The organism is Acinetobacter sp. FY731 (assembly GCF_059515905.1).
Map to the genome: position 1 here is coordinate 117,056 of NZ_JCAKNB010000004.1, position 18,577 is coordinate 135,632.

The window sequence follows — 18,577 nt, forward strand, 5'->3', positions numbered from 1 at the left end:
TTGTTACAATAAGCACCTATTTTAAACTGTTAGATGGAAAATTAACATGCTGTCTCGTTTGGTTCGACAAATATTACAAGCAACCGTATACGATGTTGCAATCGAAACCCCACTCGAAGCAGCGCCACGAATTAGTGAAAAACTAAAAAATAACATTCGCTTCAAACGCGAAGACTTACAACCTGTCTTTTCCTTCAAACTACGCGGTGCTTATAACCGTATTAGTCAATTACCGAAATCTCAGTTGGAACGTGGCGTTATTACTGCTTCAGCAGGTAACCATGCTCAAGGCGTGGCATTATCTGGTCAAAAGCTCGGTATTCGCGCCATTATTGTTATGCCAAAAACAACACCAGACATTAAAGTTCAAGCGGTTAAACGCTTAGGCGGTGAAGTTGTATTGCATGGTGATTCTTTTGATGTAGCCAATAAATATGCAATTGCTCGTGCCCAAGAAGACGGTATGACTTTTATTCCCCCTTATGACGATGAACTTGTTATGGCGGGACAAGGTACAATTGGTAATGAAATTTTACGTCAATGGCGTGATGTCGACTATGTATTTGTGGCTGTTGGCGGTGGCGGTCTAATTGCGGGTGTTGCGGCGTACTTAGGTGATGTTGCACCACATGTTAAAGTTATTCCTGTTGAATATGACGAATCCGCTTGTCTGAAAGCTGCACTTGAAACAAATGAACGCGTAATCCTTCCTACAGTTGGTTTATTTGCTGATGGTACGGCTGTTGCACAAATTGGTGAAAAACCATTTGATGTGATTCGCCTACAAAAATCTGATAACTCAGGACCAATTGTTGAACCTAATGTTGTATTGGTCAATACAGATGAAATTTGTGCTGCCATTAAAGATACTTATGATGAATGTCGCAGTATTGTTGAACCATCTGGTGCAATGGCATTGGCAGGTATTAAAAAATACGTGGCTGAACATGGTCTAGAAGATAAAAACATGGTGTCGATTGTTTGTGGTGCAAACATGAACTTTGACCGCCTACGTTATATTGCAGAACGTACAGAACTTGGCGAACGTAAAGAAGCTATTTTTGCAGTGACTATTCCAGAAGAAAAAGGTTCATTCCTTAACTTCTGTCGTGCACTACAAGGTCGTAACATTACAGAGTTTAACTACCGTGCAAGTCATGCTTCTGCGGCACAAGTTTTTGTTGGTATTAGCCTTAAAGCTGGCGAAAAAGAACGCCAAGATATTTTTGAAGCATTAAAAATTCAATTTGATGTAGACGATTTATCTGATGATGAAGTTGCAAAACTACATATTCGTTACTTAATTGGCGGTCATGCCGATATTGAGAATGAGCGTTTATTCCGTGTGGAATTCCCTGAACGCCCAGGTGCATTACTCACTTTCTTAGAACGTCTTGGGCCAACTCACAATATTACGCTTTTCCATTACCGTAACCATGGTGCTGCCGAAGGTCGTGTATTGGTTGGTTTAGAAGCTGAAGATGCGCAACAAAACCCAGATGGTTTAATTGAAACATTAGAAAGTATTACTTATCCATACGAAGAAATTACCAATAACTTAGGTTATCAACGTTTCTTAAAATAAGTTTTCTAGCTTAAATAAAGAAGCCTCTATATAGAGGCTTCTTTATCATCGATATACAATTTATTAGAAAGCATATTTTAGATGTAACAATGCGCTTCCACCGTCTCTCTTACCAAAATAACCACTCGCTTTCAAATCCATACTAAAATTTTTAAACATTTCAGGATCATATCGAATACCTAATGTAACTATCCCTGTACTACCTTTAACACTTGGTTCCGCGATATTATATGTGCCTAGTGCGGTTCCTTTTGCAGTACCATCAAATTCATATTCATATCCTAAACCAGCAAGTAATTGAATATCTTTATTCCACTGATAATTATTTTCGCCAGTTAATCTAACTCGATGTGAGTTGAGTTTATTAAACTCCACTTGCTCACCTGCAATTTCAATATCATGCCCCTCAATTCCAGACCATAGATATTTCAAATTAACATCTAAATCATTATTTTCATTTAATTGATACCCATATCCACCTGTCAAATGTACGCTGTAATAATTACCACTTACTTCATATTCTGCTCTTTGTTTTGTGTCCGAATGAATGATGTCATCAGAAACATAATTTGTTTTTAACTTACCACCACGTACAGAACCATCTAAATACCAATTATTAATAAAATCATAATGACCATACACACCAAGCCCGTTAAATCTATTATGACCTCTACCATGTACGTTTTTAACATCCTCAAAGTCATTAAACGTTTTATAGCTATCCCAGCCATTTTCCATAAACAATCCGCCAGTTAATTGGCTATTTTGATAACTCACACCAGTGGTAACAGAACCACCATCCGACTTAATGTAGGAGCCAGTATTATAGTGAGTGCGATTTCCATTAAAAATTATAAATGGAACCAAACCCCGTTGATTATTTTGTTCGCCGATCGCCTTGAGCATATTATCGGCAATATTGTCAGCGTTCCTTGTAAGTAACATTAAGCCTGATAGATTTCCTTCCAATAAGGACTTAAGTTGAGGGTTTGTCTCTGGTCCCACATCATCAGGACCACCTTCTACCAACGCAATTACCTGATTATTTCTAATAAAAGTATCAACATCATAAACTAAGGAAACACCTTGCTGTGCAACACCTCTTGTAGTAGAACCTTGGCCATTACCAACCAAATTTTTTGTTGCATTCATTAAAATAAATTCACTATGATTCTTCACAAGCGATCCAGCTGATATATATGAAACAGAAATATCAGATTTTAAATTTGCTTGCGGTGTACTCATATTTGAAGCATGGCTTCCTAAAACAATAGTTTCAGCAGTAATCAAAGACGTCGGTAAATTTGCAAAATCAGGTCTAATTGTAAAATCATATGTTTGGAAATTTGCCACCTCCTTAATGGAAATAGGCGTTTTATTCGCATAAATTAAAGTATTACCTGTAAAAACATCAAAACTTGCAGGTTTTGTTGTGCTATCACTATAATGTAAATAGCCGCCATAAAGTGTGCTGTTAGGGTTAGTAAAAGTATGACTTCCTTCAATGCTAATTGTATTTTTTGTAGCATTGACATTTGTTTGTCTTAAATCAATATAACTATCAGCAGTATTCGGTGCCGAATTTGTGTATATGGTTGGTGTTATCAATGTTCCATCATTCTTTTTTACCAAGCCATAATCAATATTAAAATTGATATAGCCAGTATTGATGCTGCCATCAATTGTAGAAGTACCACTTAAATTTATTTTATTATCTGTTGCATAAATATTTAAACCACTCGCGTTAATTCTTAACTGTGCGTTACTTATCTTAGTATAACCATTAACGATATATTTACCACCAATTGTCTCTCCAACCGATAAATTAAAATCTGCATAACCGGACATTATATTATTAAGTTTGTTATTATTTCCTTTAACTGTAATGGTATTATTCTTTTGAACTAATGTATTCCCATTGACATTTATCGTTGAAGTCGCATCAGCCTTATCGTCTGTCTGAAGTGTAGATGTTGATTCAGAACCAATCGCATCTCCAGCTTTTATATCAAACGTACTATAACCTGCAACTATATCGTTTAAGACATTATTATCCCCAGCAATTTCCACCAAATTATAGTTAGCATTTAACTTATTTTTTTCTAAATTACTGAAATATTCTACATAAGAAAATGCGGAGCCATGAGAGTTTGATGTATTTGCAATCATATTACCATTATGTACGCTTATCGTATTATGTCCGACTTTAATATTATCTGCTTTATTATCATTTCCTGTAATTGTGAGCTTATTTTCATTTGAATCTAATACACTTGATATTACATAGTTAGAACCAAATACATAAGAAGTAGCGCCTACCGTGTTAATATTAGTGTTTATCGACTGTGAAGTACCCGCTTTAAGATTTCCACTCTCTATAAGAATCGTATTTGCCCCTGCATTAATATCTAAAAACTTATTATTACTCCCACTTACACTCATTTCATTTTTATTTGTATAAAGCTTATTTGTTCTCACATTTGATTGAGCATTTACATAAGCTCTTGCATTCCCTAGATCTACTGAAGTACCACCTGTAACATCCCCTAATATTACAGCAATAGTATTGTTACCAATATTCGCATTTTTTGTTTGATGCTGATCACCACTCACCACAACTTTATTCGAATTGGTTTGCATTGTATTTGCATTAATAGTTTCTAGTTGAGTCACTGTAGCATTCGCATAAACACCATTAACAACATCGCCATTATCAATATTAATCTGAGTAGAACCTGAATTAATTGTGCCAGTCACATTTACGGCATTTTTGTCTGAAATACTGACTGTATTATTACTTGTAGATAGTGATTTATTACTTTGTGTAGATAAAAAAGCTTTTCCAGAACAATCACTCACAGGATTTGTTACACAATTTACAGATGGAAACTTTTTAGTCGAATGTAACAATCCAGAGTATATATCTCCAATTTGACTACCTTTATCTAACGTAATCACATTACCATTGACCTGAGTACCACTATCAATTGTTGAATATCCAGCTAAAATAAAATTATTTGCAAGTGCTGCTGGAGCATAATCCACAACAACAGGTGCACTATTACTCAACTCAACCATTCCTTTAACAGTATCACTTCCAATTAATATATTAAAATTCCCACCAACATCAGTACTAGACTTCGACTGTGCTAATGTTCCGTCATAAGTAACTGCTAATGACTCTTGACTGATAAGGGATGTCGTTGAAAATAGAATAGCAAAAGATAAAACTGTTTTCTGTAAATCAAATATAAAATCATGCTCTGAACGCTCTCCAATTACTCTATTTTTAGCCTTGTCTAATATCACAACAAAGTTGCCATTTTTTGTATCAAAAGCAATTTTAAATTTATTATTCATACAATCACCATTTAGTTTTCGGAGTAATGGAAGTATTTTTTGTTTTTTTAATAAAACATCAATTAATTAACATTTAACTTAATTAGTGTTGTTTTTTTCAATATTAAACATATATTTGATGATATTGATTATTTTTTGTAAAAAATTTGTGATCATTTTGTAATTTTTATTAACAATTAAATATTTTTTACTTAGTACAGCTCTTAGTGCCTTTACTAGTAATACAGTTTTTAAATAAATAAGCCCTCCCCCTTAAGACTGATTCTTAATGAGTTTGTATTCATGAAAAAACTATGAGAAGGTAGTATTTAAATTTGGTTTAATTTAAATCATAAGTAACATTACTTATTTTTAGTGTTTAATTTCCAGTAATTTCGGCTATTGATGTTTTAGTCATTCTATTTTGAATTAATGAAGAAAGAAAAAATAAGATAAGTAAAACAATCGTCCCAATAAGCGGCTTATCCCAACTATTAGAAATAAGAATGTATCTGTACACAACACCATAAATAAGAATTGCAAAAGCAAAAAGTAAAATGGATTTGCAGAATACTTCTATATCGAATTTTATCTCCACAGCATTTTTAGTAAAAATCTTAGTTATCAAGCCTAAAATGCAACCGGCTATTACACTTACAACAAAAAAGACACTTAAAGAACCAAATGCTGGAGATTTATATTCAATCCACCTTAAAATTGAGAAAAATACAAAAATGGTAATCCCCAGCCTAAACCACCATACAAAAATACTTCTTTAAATTTTTTATTTATATTCATTTTATAAAACTCATTACAAACCCAATAACAAGAAAGCAAAATCCTATTCTCCCTAAAACATGAGCAAATACACCAATACCTGTTACTTCAATTTTTTCAGGTTCAGGCACGATTAAAGATTTTAAAGTTACTTTCTTTTTAAGCTGATCAGTTGTCATAAGAACACCATATTCAATGGCGATAAGTAGCAATCCTATTTTCGTGAGATAACCGTCAACTTCTATATCTCCCGAAGAAATACTCGAATAAATAGTGAATAATAAAAAAGCTGCCATACCAAAACAGAAAGACTTAAAATACCGCTCAAGCTTCAAAACAGAATCCTAAAAATAGACTTACGTAATATGTTGATGTAATAAAAAAACTTCTTATAAGAGTCAATTAACTACCTTTTTCTTTCTTTTTTTAATTGCCATCTCGTTAAACTTATTGCAACAACTATGCTTGGTGCCGTTAACATTAATAAATCATTAATTATTCCATTAAAAATCACACCTAATAATTGATCTAAGCCTATAGCATAAATAGCTATTGAATATGCAATACACAATAAAATTATAAAAGAAAAAATAAACCATTTTAGAAATATTCTATACATACCAATTATTGTAATTAAGAGCTACTGCTCATAATAACACAGAGCAAATTTCAATTTTCTATAGATAGAAAGTTCACATGATAACGCCCCATTGCATCGACCTTTGTAACCAAAATTACATTTCGTTTCACAAACAACATATAAGCGCCACTCAATTATTACAGAGCGTAATTTTAAATTTGTGCTTGAATCAGCGACTTGCAAAAAATGCATAAAAATTCATCTTGGATAGATGATTCTTTTAGGACTGACAAAGGATGGCAAAATGATGAGCCAACTGAATCCCACATTAGTAACATTCATGTTCTATATCGTGGCTATGATTGGTATTGGGCTATATGCCTACAAAGCCACAACAAATTTTGATGATTATATTCTCGGTGGACGAAGCCTTGGTAGCGTAGTAACTGCATTGTCTGCTGGTGCATCCGACATGAGCGGATGGCTATTGATGGGCTTACCTGGTGCAATCTATCTTTCAGGTTTGTCTGAAGCATGGATTGCAATTGGTTTGGTTATTGGTGCTTGGCTCAACTGGCTACTTGTTGCTGGACGTCTACGTACACATACAGAAGTTCAAAATAATGCCTTAACACTCCCAGACTATTTCACTAGTCGTTTTGGCGATACAAAAAAAGTTTTACGCTTAATTTCTGCTGTCGTTATTCTTATTTTCTTCGCGATTTACTGTGCTTCAGGCATGGTTGCAGGTGCGCGATTATTTGAAAGCCTCTTTGGTTGGGACTACACCACTGCATTATGGATTGGCGCGATCGCAACAATCAGTTATGTATGTATTGGTGGCTTCCTTGCAATTAGTTGGACTGATACATTCCAAGCAGGTTTAATGATTTTTGCATTATTACTTGCACCTATCGTAACGTATCTTGCAATTGGCGATCATGCACAAAGTGTGACTGTACTTATTGAAAATGCACGTCCACACGCAAACAGCTTAATTGGCGATTTGAGTGTTGTTGCAATTTTATCGTCAATGGCATGGGGCTTAGGCTACTTTGGTCAACCACACATTCTAGTACGTTTCATGGCTGCGGATTCTGTAAAAGTAATTCCTGCTGCACGTCGTATTGGTATGACTTGGATGATTCTTTGCTTAGGCGGTGCTGTAGCCGTTGGTTATATCGGTATTGCATATTTCCATGCAAATCCACAGTTCGGTGCTGTAGTTGATGCAAACCCTGAAATTGTGTTCATGGAAGTCACAAAAGTATTATTTAATCCATGGGTTGCAGGTGTAATTTTAGCTGCAATTCTTGCTGCTGTAATGAGTACGTTAAGCTGTCAGTTATTAGTATGTTCTACAACTTTAACTGAAGATTTGTACAAAGGATTTTTCCGCAAAAATGCTTCTCAAAACGAATTAGTTTGGATTGGTCGTTTAATGGTAATCCTCATTGCAATTGTTGCAATTTGCCTAGGTATGAACCCTGACAGTAAAGTTTTAGGCTTAGTTGCTTACGCTTGGGCTGGCTTCGGTGCTGCTTTTGGTCCACTTATTATTCTTTCATTGTTCTGGAAACGTATGACATTGAATGGCGCAATTGTGGGGATGATTGTAGGTGCTGTAACTGTAATTGTATGGAAAACTTACTTTGCCGATACAGGTTTATACGAAATTGTTCCTGGCTTTATTCTTTCTACGCTTTCAATTGTTGTTGTAAGTTTAATGGGCAAAGCACCGTCTAAAGACGTTGAAGATCGTTTTGACCGCGCTGAAGAACTTTATGCTCAAGCAATGGAAGAAATGAAATACGATAAGAAATAATATTATTTCTTTACAGTTAGTATGATTAAGGGGCTATATGCCCCTTAATCATTTTAAACATTATCAGTACTACATTTATTAAACAGCAGGTTTAACTGGCATTTTAAGCTTAATTTGGCTCGATTCCTTAATCACTTCCATAACAGGATAGCTACGTGTTTCTTTTACACCAGGTAACTGCCACAAAATCTGTCCTGAAATTTTTCTAAACTCTTCCATATTTGAACATCGAATTTTCACAACAAAATCAAATCCACCGCTAATCATGTGGCATTCGACAATTTCTGGACAATGCACCACAGCTTCGGAGAACTCATCCAATACATTTGGTGTGGTTTTGTCGAGCAATATTTCGACAAAAACAACAAAACTACAATTTAATTTATCTGGATTTAATCGTGCCCCATAGCCTAAAATATAACCTTCCTTGCTCAACTTCTGCACACGTGCTAAAGCTGCGGTTGGTGATAAGTTAACAGCCTCAGCAAGTTTAATATTTGAAATTTTTCCATCGTTCTGCAGAATATCTAAAATTCTAATATCTATACGATCGAGGGTTGTTACATGATTGGTCATCAGAATTATTCTCTAAAAAACAGAAAAATTATAGTGAGTTGTTCATCAAATTTTCTGTAATCATAAATTATATCTGGTTTTTTACCTATTAATTTTTGTAGTCACAGGATGCTGACATGAATATCACTGAAAACGAATTTCAAATTGATGATTCAAAACCTCATTTAGAATATATCTCCCAATTTCGTGAAAAAAATGAGTATGAAGAAAAAATTAATGCGGCATGGCGCATTGATGAAAGTGAGTGTGTAGAAAATTTACTTGCTCACAGCGAACTTTCAGATGAACTTAATGGCAACATTCAAGATTTAGCATTCCAACTTGCACATGCTTTACGTGAACGTAAAGGCTCAAGTGGTAAAGCTGGTATTGTTCAAGGTCTACTTCAAGAATTCTCTCTTTCTTCTCAAGAAGGCATTGCATTAATGTGCCTTGCAGAAGCATTGTTACGTATTCCAGATACAGCAACTCGTGACTTACTTATCCGTGATAAAATTAATCAAGGTAGTTGGAAAGATCATTTAGGTAATAGTAACCTAATGTTCGTAAACGCTGCCGCTTGGGGCTTAATGCTTACAGGCAAGTTAATGGAAACACCAAAGCAAAAAAGCTTAAGCACCGTATTAACAGGTCTTCTTGCACGTTCTAGCCGTGGCATTATTCGCAAAGCTGTAGACGTTGCTATGCGTATGATGGGTGAACAGTTCGTTACAGGCGAAACCATTGGTGAAGCACTACAAAATGCTGAATCACTAGAAGCAAAAGGTTTCCGTTATTCATACGACATGCTTGGTGAAGCTGCATTAACAGATCATGATGCAGAACGTTATTACCAAGACTACACCAATGCAATTCATGCAATTGGTAAAGCTGCTGCCGATAAAGATGTTTACGATGGTGCAGGTATCTCAATTAAGCTTTCTGCTTTACACCCTCGCTATGTACGTGCGCAAATTGACCGTGTACATGATGAGCTTTACAGCAAAGTTTACAACCTTGCATTACTTGCAAAACAATACAACATCGGTTTAAACATCGATGCTGAAGAAACAGACCGTTTAGAAATTTCTTTAGAGTTATTAGAACGTCTTTGCTTCGAACCAAAACTAAAAGATTGGAAAGGCATTGGTTTTGTTATCCAAGCTTACCAAAAGCGTTGTTTCTACGTGGTTGATTATATTATTGACCTTGCAAAACGTAGTGAAAAACGCTTAATGATTCGTTTAGTAAAAGGTGCATACTGGGACAGCGAAATTAAAAAAGCACAAATTGAAGGTATGACGGACTACCCTGTATTTACTCGTAAAGTACATACAGACTTATCTTATATTGCCTGTGCACGTAAACTACTTGCAGCACCTGAACAAGTTTACCCGCAATTCGCAACACACAACGCACAGTCTTTAGCAACCATCTACCAAATGGCAGATCCTGCTAAATACTACCCAGGTCAATACGAATTCCAATGTTTACATGGCATGGGTGAACCGCTTTACGAACAAGTTGTTGGTCCTAAATCTGAAAATAAATTAGGCGTACCTTGCCGTATTTATGCACCTGTAGGTAACCACGAAACTTTATTGGCTTACTTAGTACGCCGTTTACTTGAAAATGGTGCAAATACATCATTCGTAAATCGCATTGCAGATAAAAACCTTAAAGTTGAAGACTTAATTGAAAACCCACGTTTAACAATTAATGCTGCTGCAAATAAAGAAGGTAAAGTGGGTCAAAAACATCTTAGCATTCCATTCCCTAAAGATTTATACGGCTTTAACCGCAAAAATTCTGATGGTATAGACCTTGCGAACGATAAAGATCTACTTGCATTAAATGCAACAGCAACAAAACTGATCTCTCACCAATGGACTTCTCTACCTTTAGGAAAAGAAATTCCTGCGGATACAACAGTTGAAGCTATTACCATTATCAACCCTGCAAATAATAAAGATGTTGTAGGTCATGTATTTGAAGCGACTTCTGAACAAGTTGATGCTGCTTTAAATACTGCTGCAAATGCACAAAACGATTGGATTAACACAGACAAAGATGTACGTGCAGGATGCTTACTTCGTGCAGCAGACATCATGGAATCTCGCTTACAAGAACTGATGGTTCTTCTTAGCCGTGAAAGTGGTAAAACTTATGCCAATGCAATTGCAGAAGTTCGTGAAGCTGTAGATTTCCTACGTTACTATGCTGCTCAAATGGTTGATCTTGACAAAAATACTAATATTGAAGCTTTGGGCACAGTATTATGTATTAGTCCGTGGAACTTCCCGCTTGCAATTTTCTCAGGTCAAATTGCAGCAGCTCTTGTTGCAGGTAATGCCGTTATTGCAAAACCAGCTGAACAAACACCATTAATTGCCGCTGAAGCCATTCGTATTCTTTGGTTAGCTGGTGTTCCACAATCTGTGGTTCAGCTTGTACCAGGTCGTGGTGAAACCGTTGGTTCACAACTTAGCCAAGATGACCGTATTAAAGGCATTATGTTTACGGGTTCTACAGAAGTTGCAAAAATTTTGCAAAAAACTGTAGCAAGCCGTTTAAGCAACAAAGGCACACCTATTCCTCTTATTGCGGAAACAGGTGGTCAAAATGCCATGATTGTTGACTCATCTGCTTTAACTGAACAAGTTATTTTAGATGTTGTGAACTCGGCTTATGACAGTGCTGGTCAGCGTTGTTCAGCTTTACGTATTTTGTGTGTTCAAGAAGATAATGCTGAAAGCGTAATTACAATGTTAAAAGGCGCAATGCAACAATTACGCGTAGGCAATCCAAGTTTATTAAAAACTGATATTGGTCCTGTAATTGATGCAGAGGCACAAGGTATTATCCGAAACCATATTGAAAAAATGACTGCAAAAGGTCATAAAGTTCATCAACTTATGCGTAATGCAAATAGCGATGATTTAGTAAATGGTACCTTTGTTCCGCCAACTTTAATCGAACTTCCAAACCTTAACGACTTAGAACGTGAAGTATTTGGTCCTGTTCTACACGTAATTACGTACCAATATGGGGAATTAGATCAGTTACTTGATCAAATTAATTCTAAAGGTTACGGTCTAACAATGGGTTTACACACACGTATTGATGAAACCATTCAAACTGTTGTAGCAAAAGCTCAAGTGGGTAACTTATACATTAACCGTAACATTGTTGGTGCTGTTGTTGGTGTACAACCATTTGGTGGTGAAGGCTTATCTGGTACTGGTCCTAAAGCTGGTGGTCCAATTTACTTATACCGCTTAATGGAAAACTGTGACCGTAAAAAGTTAGCTACGCCATACGCAACAGGTGAAATTACACCTTTAACAGACAATACATCTGTCTTGGAACAATTCAAAACTTGGGCACAAAAAACGTTCCCACAATATACCTTGCAAATTCCACCTGCATTCTGTGTAGGCAGTAGCTATGAGTTACAAGGTCCTACGGGCGAAAGCAACCAATACGTTGTTGTTCCACGTGAACGTGTATTGTCTTTAGCAATAAATGAACAAGATCAAATTCAACAGCTTCTTTCAATCTTTGCTGTTGGTAGCCATGCTGTTGTATTAGCTGATAATACTTTTGTGCTTAAACACTTATCTAGCATGCCTAAAGCTGTAGCTGATCAAATTAAAGTTGTGAATGATGTTGAAACTGGCGATTTTGAAGCTGTTTTACATCACAACAACTCTTCTGAACTTCTCGAACTTCAGAAGAAAATTGCGAGCCGTAAAGGTGCAATTGTAGGTATTACCCACCTAAACTCTGGTGACTACAACATTCCACTTGAGCGTTTTGTCATTGAACGTGCAATTAGTATTAACACTGCTGCAGCTGGTGGTAATGCAAGCTTAATGACAATGAACTAATTCATTTCATATAAAAGCGAAAAGCCCATGACTTAATTGTTATGGGCTTTTTTATTTAAAAATTTATTTGATTTAAATACCAATATTCTATTTGGAAATTTTTTCTTCAAACGATGAGCTAACTATTTTTAAAATGATCATCTAATCTCATAGAACTAGATATTAATTCATTGAAGTTTGTTTCCATACAACACCACCACATACAGTTTTTTCGTAAAATTATCCATTTCCTTTAGTGTTCAAAGGCAAACTTTGTTAACATCCCTGTTTTGAACATGTCTGTGATTTTTACTGCATTATGACTTCATCTTATCAGCAACAACTTGAAGCAAAAGTTGAACGTATTTCAGCGCAATTTGCCGAATTTAATCCTCCCTCATTAGAAGTTTTTGCATCTCCTGAACAAAACTTCCGTATGCGTGCAGAATTCCGTATTTGGCATACAGATGATGATATGTTCTATGCGATGTTCGAGCGCGATGAAGACAACCAAAAAACCGTTGTTCGTATAGATGAGTTTCCAATTGCAGATAAAAGCATTAATGTTTTAATGCCAAAACTACTTGAAGCGATAAAAGCTGAGCCTATTCTGTCTAAGCGTTTATTTGAAGTCGATTTTTTAGCGACACTCAGTGGTGAAATGCTGGTTACCCTTATTTATCACTGCAAACTTGAAGCAGAATGGGAAACCGCTGCAAAAGCATTATCAGAACAGTTAAATATTAAAATTTTCGGTCGTAGTCGTGGTCAAAAAGTTATTTTGACAGATGACTATGTTGTAGAAGAACTTCAGGTTTTTGACCGTAAATTTGCTTATAAACAAATTGAAAGTAGCTTTACTCAGCCCAATGCTCAAGTATGTCAAAAAATGCTTGAATGGGCATGTAATGCAGCTGAAAAAACAGATAAAGACTTACTTGAGCTTTACTGTGGTAACGGTAACTTCACCCTACCGCTTTCTTTGAAATTTAACCGCGTATTGGCAACAGAGCTTGCAAAATCTTCTGTATACGCTGCGCAGTGGAATATCGAAAAAAATGCTATAGACAATATTCAAGTCGCGCGCTTGTCTGCTGAAGAATTTACCCAAGCTTATAATGGCGAGCGTGAATTTAGACGTTTAGAAGAAGCTGAAATTAATATCTCAAGCTACGACTTCAACACTGTATTTGTAGATCCACCGCGTGCAGGTATCGATGATGACACTTTAAAGCTTTTACAGCGCTTTGAACGTATTATTTATATCTCATGTAACCCAGATACTTTACATGACAATCTAGGTTTATTAAGCCAAACTCACCGCATTACGAAGTTTGCATTGTTCGATCAATTCCCATATACGCATCATGTAGAATCTGGCGTTTTACTTGAAAAGATTTAAACAATTTGTTTCATAAAACTAAATTGTCATAAAAGAGGTGTATTTTACATCTCTTTTTTTATATTTATAAATGAATGATTTATATTCACTTTATAAACCATGATGTACTGTTTGGCTTTTTTTTACACCAAAATTACAAAAATATTTCACTTAAATGACTAAACCATCACATAAGAAAGCTTGCATTATTTTTTAATATGTCTATATTTCGATCTATGTTAGGTTGCGTATGAAGGCTCTATGAGTTTTTGGCAAAAGTTGTTCTCAAATGAACAACACAACGAACATAAGAACCAGATTTCTTGTGTTGAAAATGATTGCTCTTGTAAGACAAATGAACAGCTCATTGAAGCTTTAGCGAAAGCAACAGATGAAGATGTCATTATCGGTATTAAGAAAGTTTTAGCCTCTCGAGGTTATAGCCGCAAAGAGTTAAACGAACTTCAGCATTTACCCCTACAATAGTAGTGAAAAATTGCAAAAAAGGTATTTAGGTGTAAATCTAAATACCTTTTTTATTGTATTCAGATTTTATTGAAACAATTTACAAATGTTTACGCTCTATGATTTAATAGTTTGACTTAAAAATAAACAATAAAAGTTAGGGATGAATATGAAAAAGTTAATTTTATTAAGTATGGGGATTACACTTGTTTCACTTACTGCCTGCAGTAAAATGCCCAGCGAATGCCAAGAGTCTTGGAATAAAATGGAAAAGTTTGGTAAAAAACTTAGCGTTTCTAAAGAAGAGCTTCAAAAACGTAAACATGAATTTGAAGACAACATTAAGCAAATGGATCCTAAAGAAGCTGTCAAACTTTGTTCTACTCAAAACGCTATTTTACAAATGGCTGAATAAGCACATTGAGTCTTGATATACTGCTTTAAGTGATATGGGCAATATAATTCCAACACTATGCTCGATCTAGATAAAATGTATTTTAAAGTCTATTTATGCCCTTTTCACTTTCTATGTATTAGAGATGGTCTTGTTCTAATTGAATCATGAAATTTGCTTAGGCTATTTTGTAGTTGCTTTTGCTTAGAGCCATTTGCTTATAAAAATACACATACTTCCAATTTATATATCAACTATCTATCGATATGTATCATTGGCTTGTATTAATGCCACGAAAATCGCTAGAATGAATGATATTTCTCGTTTTAATGTTCTTCTTTATTGTCCGTTTAATCATTTGTATCGTGATATTTGTTGTCGCTTTCGGCTATCGTAATCTGTCATCAAACGCTGTAAAATAACGAATTGATATACATTTGTAACTTTTTTGGTAAATACGTCAATGCTACAGCAGAAAAAGCGATTTCCATTAGGGTCTCATCTTATTGTTACCCACTTTGGCTATACCCATCACGGGATTTACGCTGGTCGTGGGCGTGTTATTCATTATTCAGGGTTCGCCCATTTCTTTAAAAAGCACCCCATTGAAATCACATCAATTGAAAAATTCAGCTTTGGTAAAGCAATCAAAATTCAAAAATATACCTCTCCTAAATACTCAGGTCGTAAAGTTGTACGCCGTATGCGTAGTCGTATGCATGAAAACAACTACCATCTTATAATCAACAACTGTGAACACTTATGTACATGGGCAATTACGGGTGTAGAAAGCAGCCCTCAAGTCATTAAAATGATGAATCGACTTACAACCATTGGCTATGTAAGCTCAGTAATGAGCTATATGAATGGTTTATTCTTAACGCTGACTACAACTAGCTTTGCTTTAGTCTTTTATATAAAGAAAAAATTACGTGATAAAGCAAAGAAAAAAACGAGAAAATACGAACAGCTTTTGAAAGATCAAACTGAATCTCAAGATTTGAAGCACTAACTTAAATTAGTTCAATAAACCTTTTTTTGCGATTAAAACCTCAGGAATTTCTTTATTCATCGCATCTAATGTTTCTCGCTCAATAATTCGAACAATTGAATCGAGTGCTAAATCATTATCTTGCGTACCAAAAGGCTCTTCTAATTCAGCACTTAATTCATCAAAGCCTAAAAATAAGTAAGCTATTAAAACCACCAATATAGGTGTCCATAAGCCTAAACTTGCTTCCAAGCTAAAAGGCAAAATAAAGCAAAATGAATACACAGCTCTATGTAATAAAACTGAATAAGCAAATGGTAATGGTGTCGATAAAATACGATCACAGCCTGCTTGAATACTCCCCAAGCTCACAATGTGCTGATTTAGATTATTATAAATAATATCGCTAATATTTTTATGATGGTAAATCTGAACCAATTGAATTTGAATTTGTTCAAGTACCCATTGCGAAGGATTAACACGATTACGAATATTTTCAAATTCAGCTGTGCTAAATCCTACACTTTTTTGATAATGCTCAATACTTTGAGAAGACTGTCTTAGGCGATCTCTTAGCAAATGCGTAAATAGCATCATTCGGCTCAATAGTCGCTCTCTTTCATCAAATGAGAGAACATGACTATCACGACTTAAGTGGCGTGTTGTCGCAATTAAAGCTCCCCATAACTTACGCCCTTCCCACCAGCGGTCATAACATGCATTATTACGAAAACTTAAGAATATCGAGAGAATCACACCAAAAATAGTAAAACCAATCGCTGGTACTGTCGGTAAATCAATAAAAAGACTTTGTCGTAAATAGACCAAAATACCTGAAAGAATCACCACACCAAGCAATGCAGGCATAACTTTGGGCAAAATAGTCCCATGCCATGCAATTAACAAACTCAAACGGCTACTTCTATCACGAACAATCATCTTTTTACTCCTTCATTAAAAAAGCCCAACCAATAGGTCGGGCTTTTCGTGCTTTTCAATTACTTAGCAGGTTTAAAGCTATCTTTTAAATCTAAGATGCGGTTAAACACAGGCTTGTCGCTTGTATGATCATGTTGATCTGCAACAAAGTAACCTTCACGTTCAAATTGGAAACGATCTTCAGGATTGGCTTGTGCCAAAGCAGGTTCAATTACAGCTTGAACCACTTTTAAAGATTCAGGGTTCAAGTTATCTAGGAAATCTTCACCTACTTCAGGATCAGATTCTGTGAATAAGCGATCATAAATACGAACTTCAGCAGGAATACCTTTTGTTGCAGAAACCCAATGTACAACACCTTTCACCTTACGACCTTCAGGGTTTTTACCCAAAGTTTCAGGATCAATTGAACATTTAAGCTCTACAACTTCACCATTGTCGTCTTTAATCACTTCATCGCACTTAATTACATAAGCATGGCGTAAACGAACTTCACCATCCGTTGTTAAGCGTTTAAAGCCTTTTGGTGGCACTTCTTCAAAATCTTTACGATCAATGTAAATTTCAGATGTTAACGGAATAACACGCTCACCCATGTCTACGTTTGGATGACGTGAATGAACTAAATCCATTGCTTCAGGTAAGTTTGTTAAAGTCACTTTAAGTGGATTTAACACCGCCATACCACGTGCTGCTGTATTTTCTAAAGATTGACGAATACAGTATTCAAGCATTGCAACATCAACAATACTGCCATCAACCTTCGTTACACCTACACGCTTACAAAATTCACGTAAACCTTCTGCTGTAAAGCCACGACGACGCATACCAACAACTGTAGGCATACGTGGATCATCCCAACCATTTACAAAACCACCCTCTACTAAACGACGTAACTTACGTTTAGACGTAATGGTGTAATCCACATTTAAACGGCTAGATTCGTACTGACGAGGCACCGATGGAGATTGAACCTTTTCAACAATCCAATCATAGAATGGACGATGGTCTACAAACTCTAATGTACAAAGTGAGTGCGTAATGCCTTCAATAGCATCTGACAATGGATGTGCATAATCGTACATTGGGTACATTTTCCACTTATCACCTGTTTGATGATGTTCAGAATGTAGTACACGATATAAAATAGGATCACGCATATGGATGTTTGGCGCTGTCATATCAATTTTGGCACGTAAAACAGCTTGTCCTTCGCCCAACTCACCATTACGCATTTGTTCGAAACGCGCTAAGTTTTCTTCAACCGTTGCATCACGTTGTGGAGAGTTTTTACCTAATTCTTGGAAATTACCACGATTTAAGCGAATTTCCTCAGGTGATTGTAAATCTACGTATGCATCACCTTGCTTAATAAGTTGAATAGCCCATGTGTAAAGCTGATCAAAATAGCTTGATGCGTAGCGTGGTGTACCATTCCATTGGAAACCTAACCATTTAACATCGTTTGCAATACCATCGACATATTCTTGTTCTTCAGCATCAGGGTTTGTATCATCGAAACGAAGATTACATAAGCCATCAAACTCTTGTGCAATACCAAAGTTTAAGCAAATTGCTTTCACATGACCAATATGCAAGTAACCATTTGGTTCTGGCGGAAAACGTGTTACAACTTGTTGTGTGCGGCCAGCTTCTAAATCATCTGTAATGACTTGACGTACAAAGTCCAAGCCTGGCTGTTGTTCTTGCTGCACAGCTTCGACAGAAGCACTGTTACTTGGTGTCGGATTGTTCGGCAGAGATGAAACAACATCATTTGGATTCATAGTAGTAAAATCACTTTTAAAATAAAAATTTGGATAATTAAAACGCTTTTCTGTATTTTTAACAAAGAAAATAACGTTTTTACTTGCCTT

At 35.7% G+C, this 18,577-nt stretch carries 12 protein-coding genes; 7 read left to right on the forward strand and 5 right to left on the reverse strand.

Features of this window, described 5'->3' with window-relative positions; translation table 11 throughout:
- Nucleotides 1-46: 46 nt before the first annotated feature.
- Nucleotides 47-1,585, forward strand: a complete 1,539-nt coding sequence (gene ilvA / locus AC5YC8_RS06700) for a threonine ammonia-lyase, biosynthetic (protein ID WP_496117908.1) — start codon at nt 47-49, stop codon at nt 1,583-1,585.
- Between the two features lie 63 nt (nt 1,586-1,648).
- Here the strand turns inward: ilvA and AC5YC8_RS06705 are convergent, their stop codons facing one another.
- Together AC5YC8_RS06705 and AC5YC8_RS06710 are read right to left on the reverse strand one after the other, a co-directional pair.
- Entirely contained in the window at nt 1,649-4,945 is a 3,297-nt protein-coding gene (locus tag AC5YC8_RS06705) for an autotransporter domain-containing protein (protein ID WP_496163992.1), read from the reverse strand.
- A 773-nt stretch (nt 4,946-5,718) separates the two neighbouring features.
- On the reverse strand, nt 5,719-6,036 hold the full coding sequence (locus tag AC5YC8_RS06710) for a hypothetical protein (protein WP_496163993.1): 318 nt from the start codon (nt 6,034-6,036) through the stop codon (nt 5,719-5,721).
- A 552-nt stretch (nt 6,037-6,588) separates the two neighbouring features.
- On the opposite strand from AC5YC8_RS06710, the gene putP reads away from it, so the two are divergent.
- On the forward strand, nt 6,589-8,106 hold the full coding sequence (gene putP / locus AC5YC8_RS06715; protein WP_496164147.1) for a sodium/proline symporter PutP: 1,518 nt from the start codon (nt 6,589-6,591) through the stop codon (nt 8,104-8,106).
- Between the two features lie 78 nt (nt 8,107-8,184).
- Here putP and AC5YC8_RS06720 read toward each other — a convergent pair whose 3' ends face one another.
- Nucleotides 8,185-8,682 (reverse strand): Lrp/AsnC ligand binding domain-containing protein, encoded by a 498-nt coding sequence (locus AC5YC8_RS06720; RefSeq protein ID WP_496117901.1) that lies wholly within the window; start codon nt 8,680-8,682, stop codon nt 8,185-8,187.
- A gap of 116 nt (nt 8,683-8,798) precedes the next feature.
- Between AC5YC8_RS06720 and putA the strand changes: the two genes are divergently transcribed.
- The 5 genes from putA to AC5YC8_RS06745 all read left to right on the forward strand — a co-directional run bounded on the left by putA (nt 8,799) and on the right by AC5YC8_RS06745 (nt 15,782).
- Nucleotides 8,799-12,551 carry a trifunctional transcriptional regulator/proline dehydrogenase/L-glutamate gamma-semialdehyde dehydrogenase gene (putA, locus tag AC5YC8_RS06725; protein ID WP_496163994.1) on the forward strand — a complete coding sequence of 1,251 codons (3,753 nt, stop codon included), beginning with the start codon at nt 8,799-8,801 and terminating at the stop codon, nt 12,549-12,551.
- 298 nt (nt 12,552-12,849) lie between these two features.
- Nucleotides 12,850-13,932, forward strand: coding sequence for a tRNA (uridine(54)-C5)-methyltransferase TrmA (gene trmA, locus AC5YC8_RS06730; RefSeq protein WP_496120094.1), 1,083 nt, complete (start codon nt 12,850-12,852; stop codon nt 13,930-13,932).
- Nucleotides 13,933-14,172: 240 nt separating this feature from the next.
- On the forward strand, nt 14,173-14,397 hold the full coding sequence (locus AC5YC8_RS06735; RefSeq protein ID WP_154773066.1) for a hypothetical protein: 225 nt from the start codon (nt 14,173-14,175) through the stop codon (nt 14,395-14,397).
- Nucleotides 14,398-14,545: 148 nt separating this feature from the next.
- Nucleotides 14,546-14,791, forward strand: a complete 246-nt coding sequence (locus AC5YC8_RS06740) for a hypothetical protein (RefSeq protein WP_496163995.1) — start codon at nt 14,546-14,548, stop codon at nt 14,789-14,791.
- 442 nt (nt 14,792-15,233) lie between these two features.
- Entirely contained in the window at nt 15,234-15,782 is a 549-nt protein-coding gene (locus AC5YC8_RS06745; RefSeq protein WP_496120097.1) for a lecithin retinol acyltransferase family protein, read from the forward strand.
- A 6-nt stretch (nt 15,783-15,788) separates the two neighbouring features.
- Here AC5YC8_RS06745 and AC5YC8_RS06750 read toward each other — a convergent pair whose 3' ends face one another.
- Both AC5YC8_RS06750 and AC5YC8_RS06755 read right to left on the reverse strand, forming a co-directional pair.
- Nucleotides 15,789-16,700, reverse strand: coding sequence for a bestrophin family protein (locus AC5YC8_RS06750; RefSeq protein WP_496163996.1), 912 nt, complete (start codon nt 16,698-16,700; stop codon nt 15,789-15,791).
- 59 nt (nt 16,701-16,759) lie between these two features.
- Nucleotides 16,760-18,487, reverse strand: coding sequence for a glutamine--tRNA ligase/YqeY domain fusion protein (locus tag AC5YC8_RS06755; protein WP_496163997.1), 1,728 nt, complete (start codon nt 18,485-18,487; stop codon nt 16,760-16,762).
- Between the last annotated feature and the right edge of the window lie 90 nt (nt 18,488-18,577).

Excerpts from the sequence above, each read along its gene's own strand:
- ilvA (WP_496117908.1), top strand. The coding sequence starts at position 47 with ATGCTGTCTCGTTTGGTTCGACAAATATTACAAGCAACCGTATACGAT.
- AC5YC8_RS06705 (WP_496163992.1), bottom strand. The coding sequence starts at position 4,945 with ATGAATAATAAATTTAAAATTGCTTTTGATACAAAAAATGGCAACTTT.
- putP (WP_496164147.1), top strand. The coding sequence starts at position 6,589 with ATGAGCCAACTGAATCCCACATTAGTAACATTCATGTTCTATATCGTG.
- AC5YC8_RS06720 (WP_496117901.1), bottom strand. The coding sequence starts at position 8,682 with ATGACCAATCATGTAACAACCCTCGATCGTATAGATATTAGAATTTTA.
- putA (WP_496163994.1), top strand. The coding sequence starts at position 8,799 with ATGAATATCACTGAAAACGAATTTCAAATTGATGATTCAAAACCTCAT.
- trmA (WP_496120094.1), top strand. The coding sequence starts at position 12,850 with ATGACTTCATCTTATCAGCAACAACTTGAAGCAAAAGTTGAACGTATT.
- AC5YC8_RS06735 (WP_154773066.1), top strand. The coding sequence starts at position 14,173 with ATGAGTTTTTGGCAAAAGTTGTTCTCAAATGAACAACACAACGAACAT.
- AC5YC8_RS06740 (WP_496163995.1), top strand. The coding sequence starts at position 14,546 with ATGAAAAAGTTAATTTTATTAAGTATGGGGATTACACTTGTTTCACTT.
- AC5YC8_RS06745 (WP_496120097.1), top strand. The coding sequence starts at position 15,234 with ATGCTACAGCAGAAAAAGCGATTTCCATTAGGGTCTCATCTTATTGTT.
- AC5YC8_RS06750 (WP_496163996.1), bottom strand. The coding sequence starts at position 16,700 with ATGATTGTTCGTGATAGAAGTAGCCGTTTGAGTTTGTTAATTGCATGG.
- AC5YC8_RS06755 (WP_496163997.1), bottom strand. The coding sequence starts at position 18,487 with ATGAATCCAAATGATGTTGTTTCATCTCTGCCGAACAATCCGACACCA.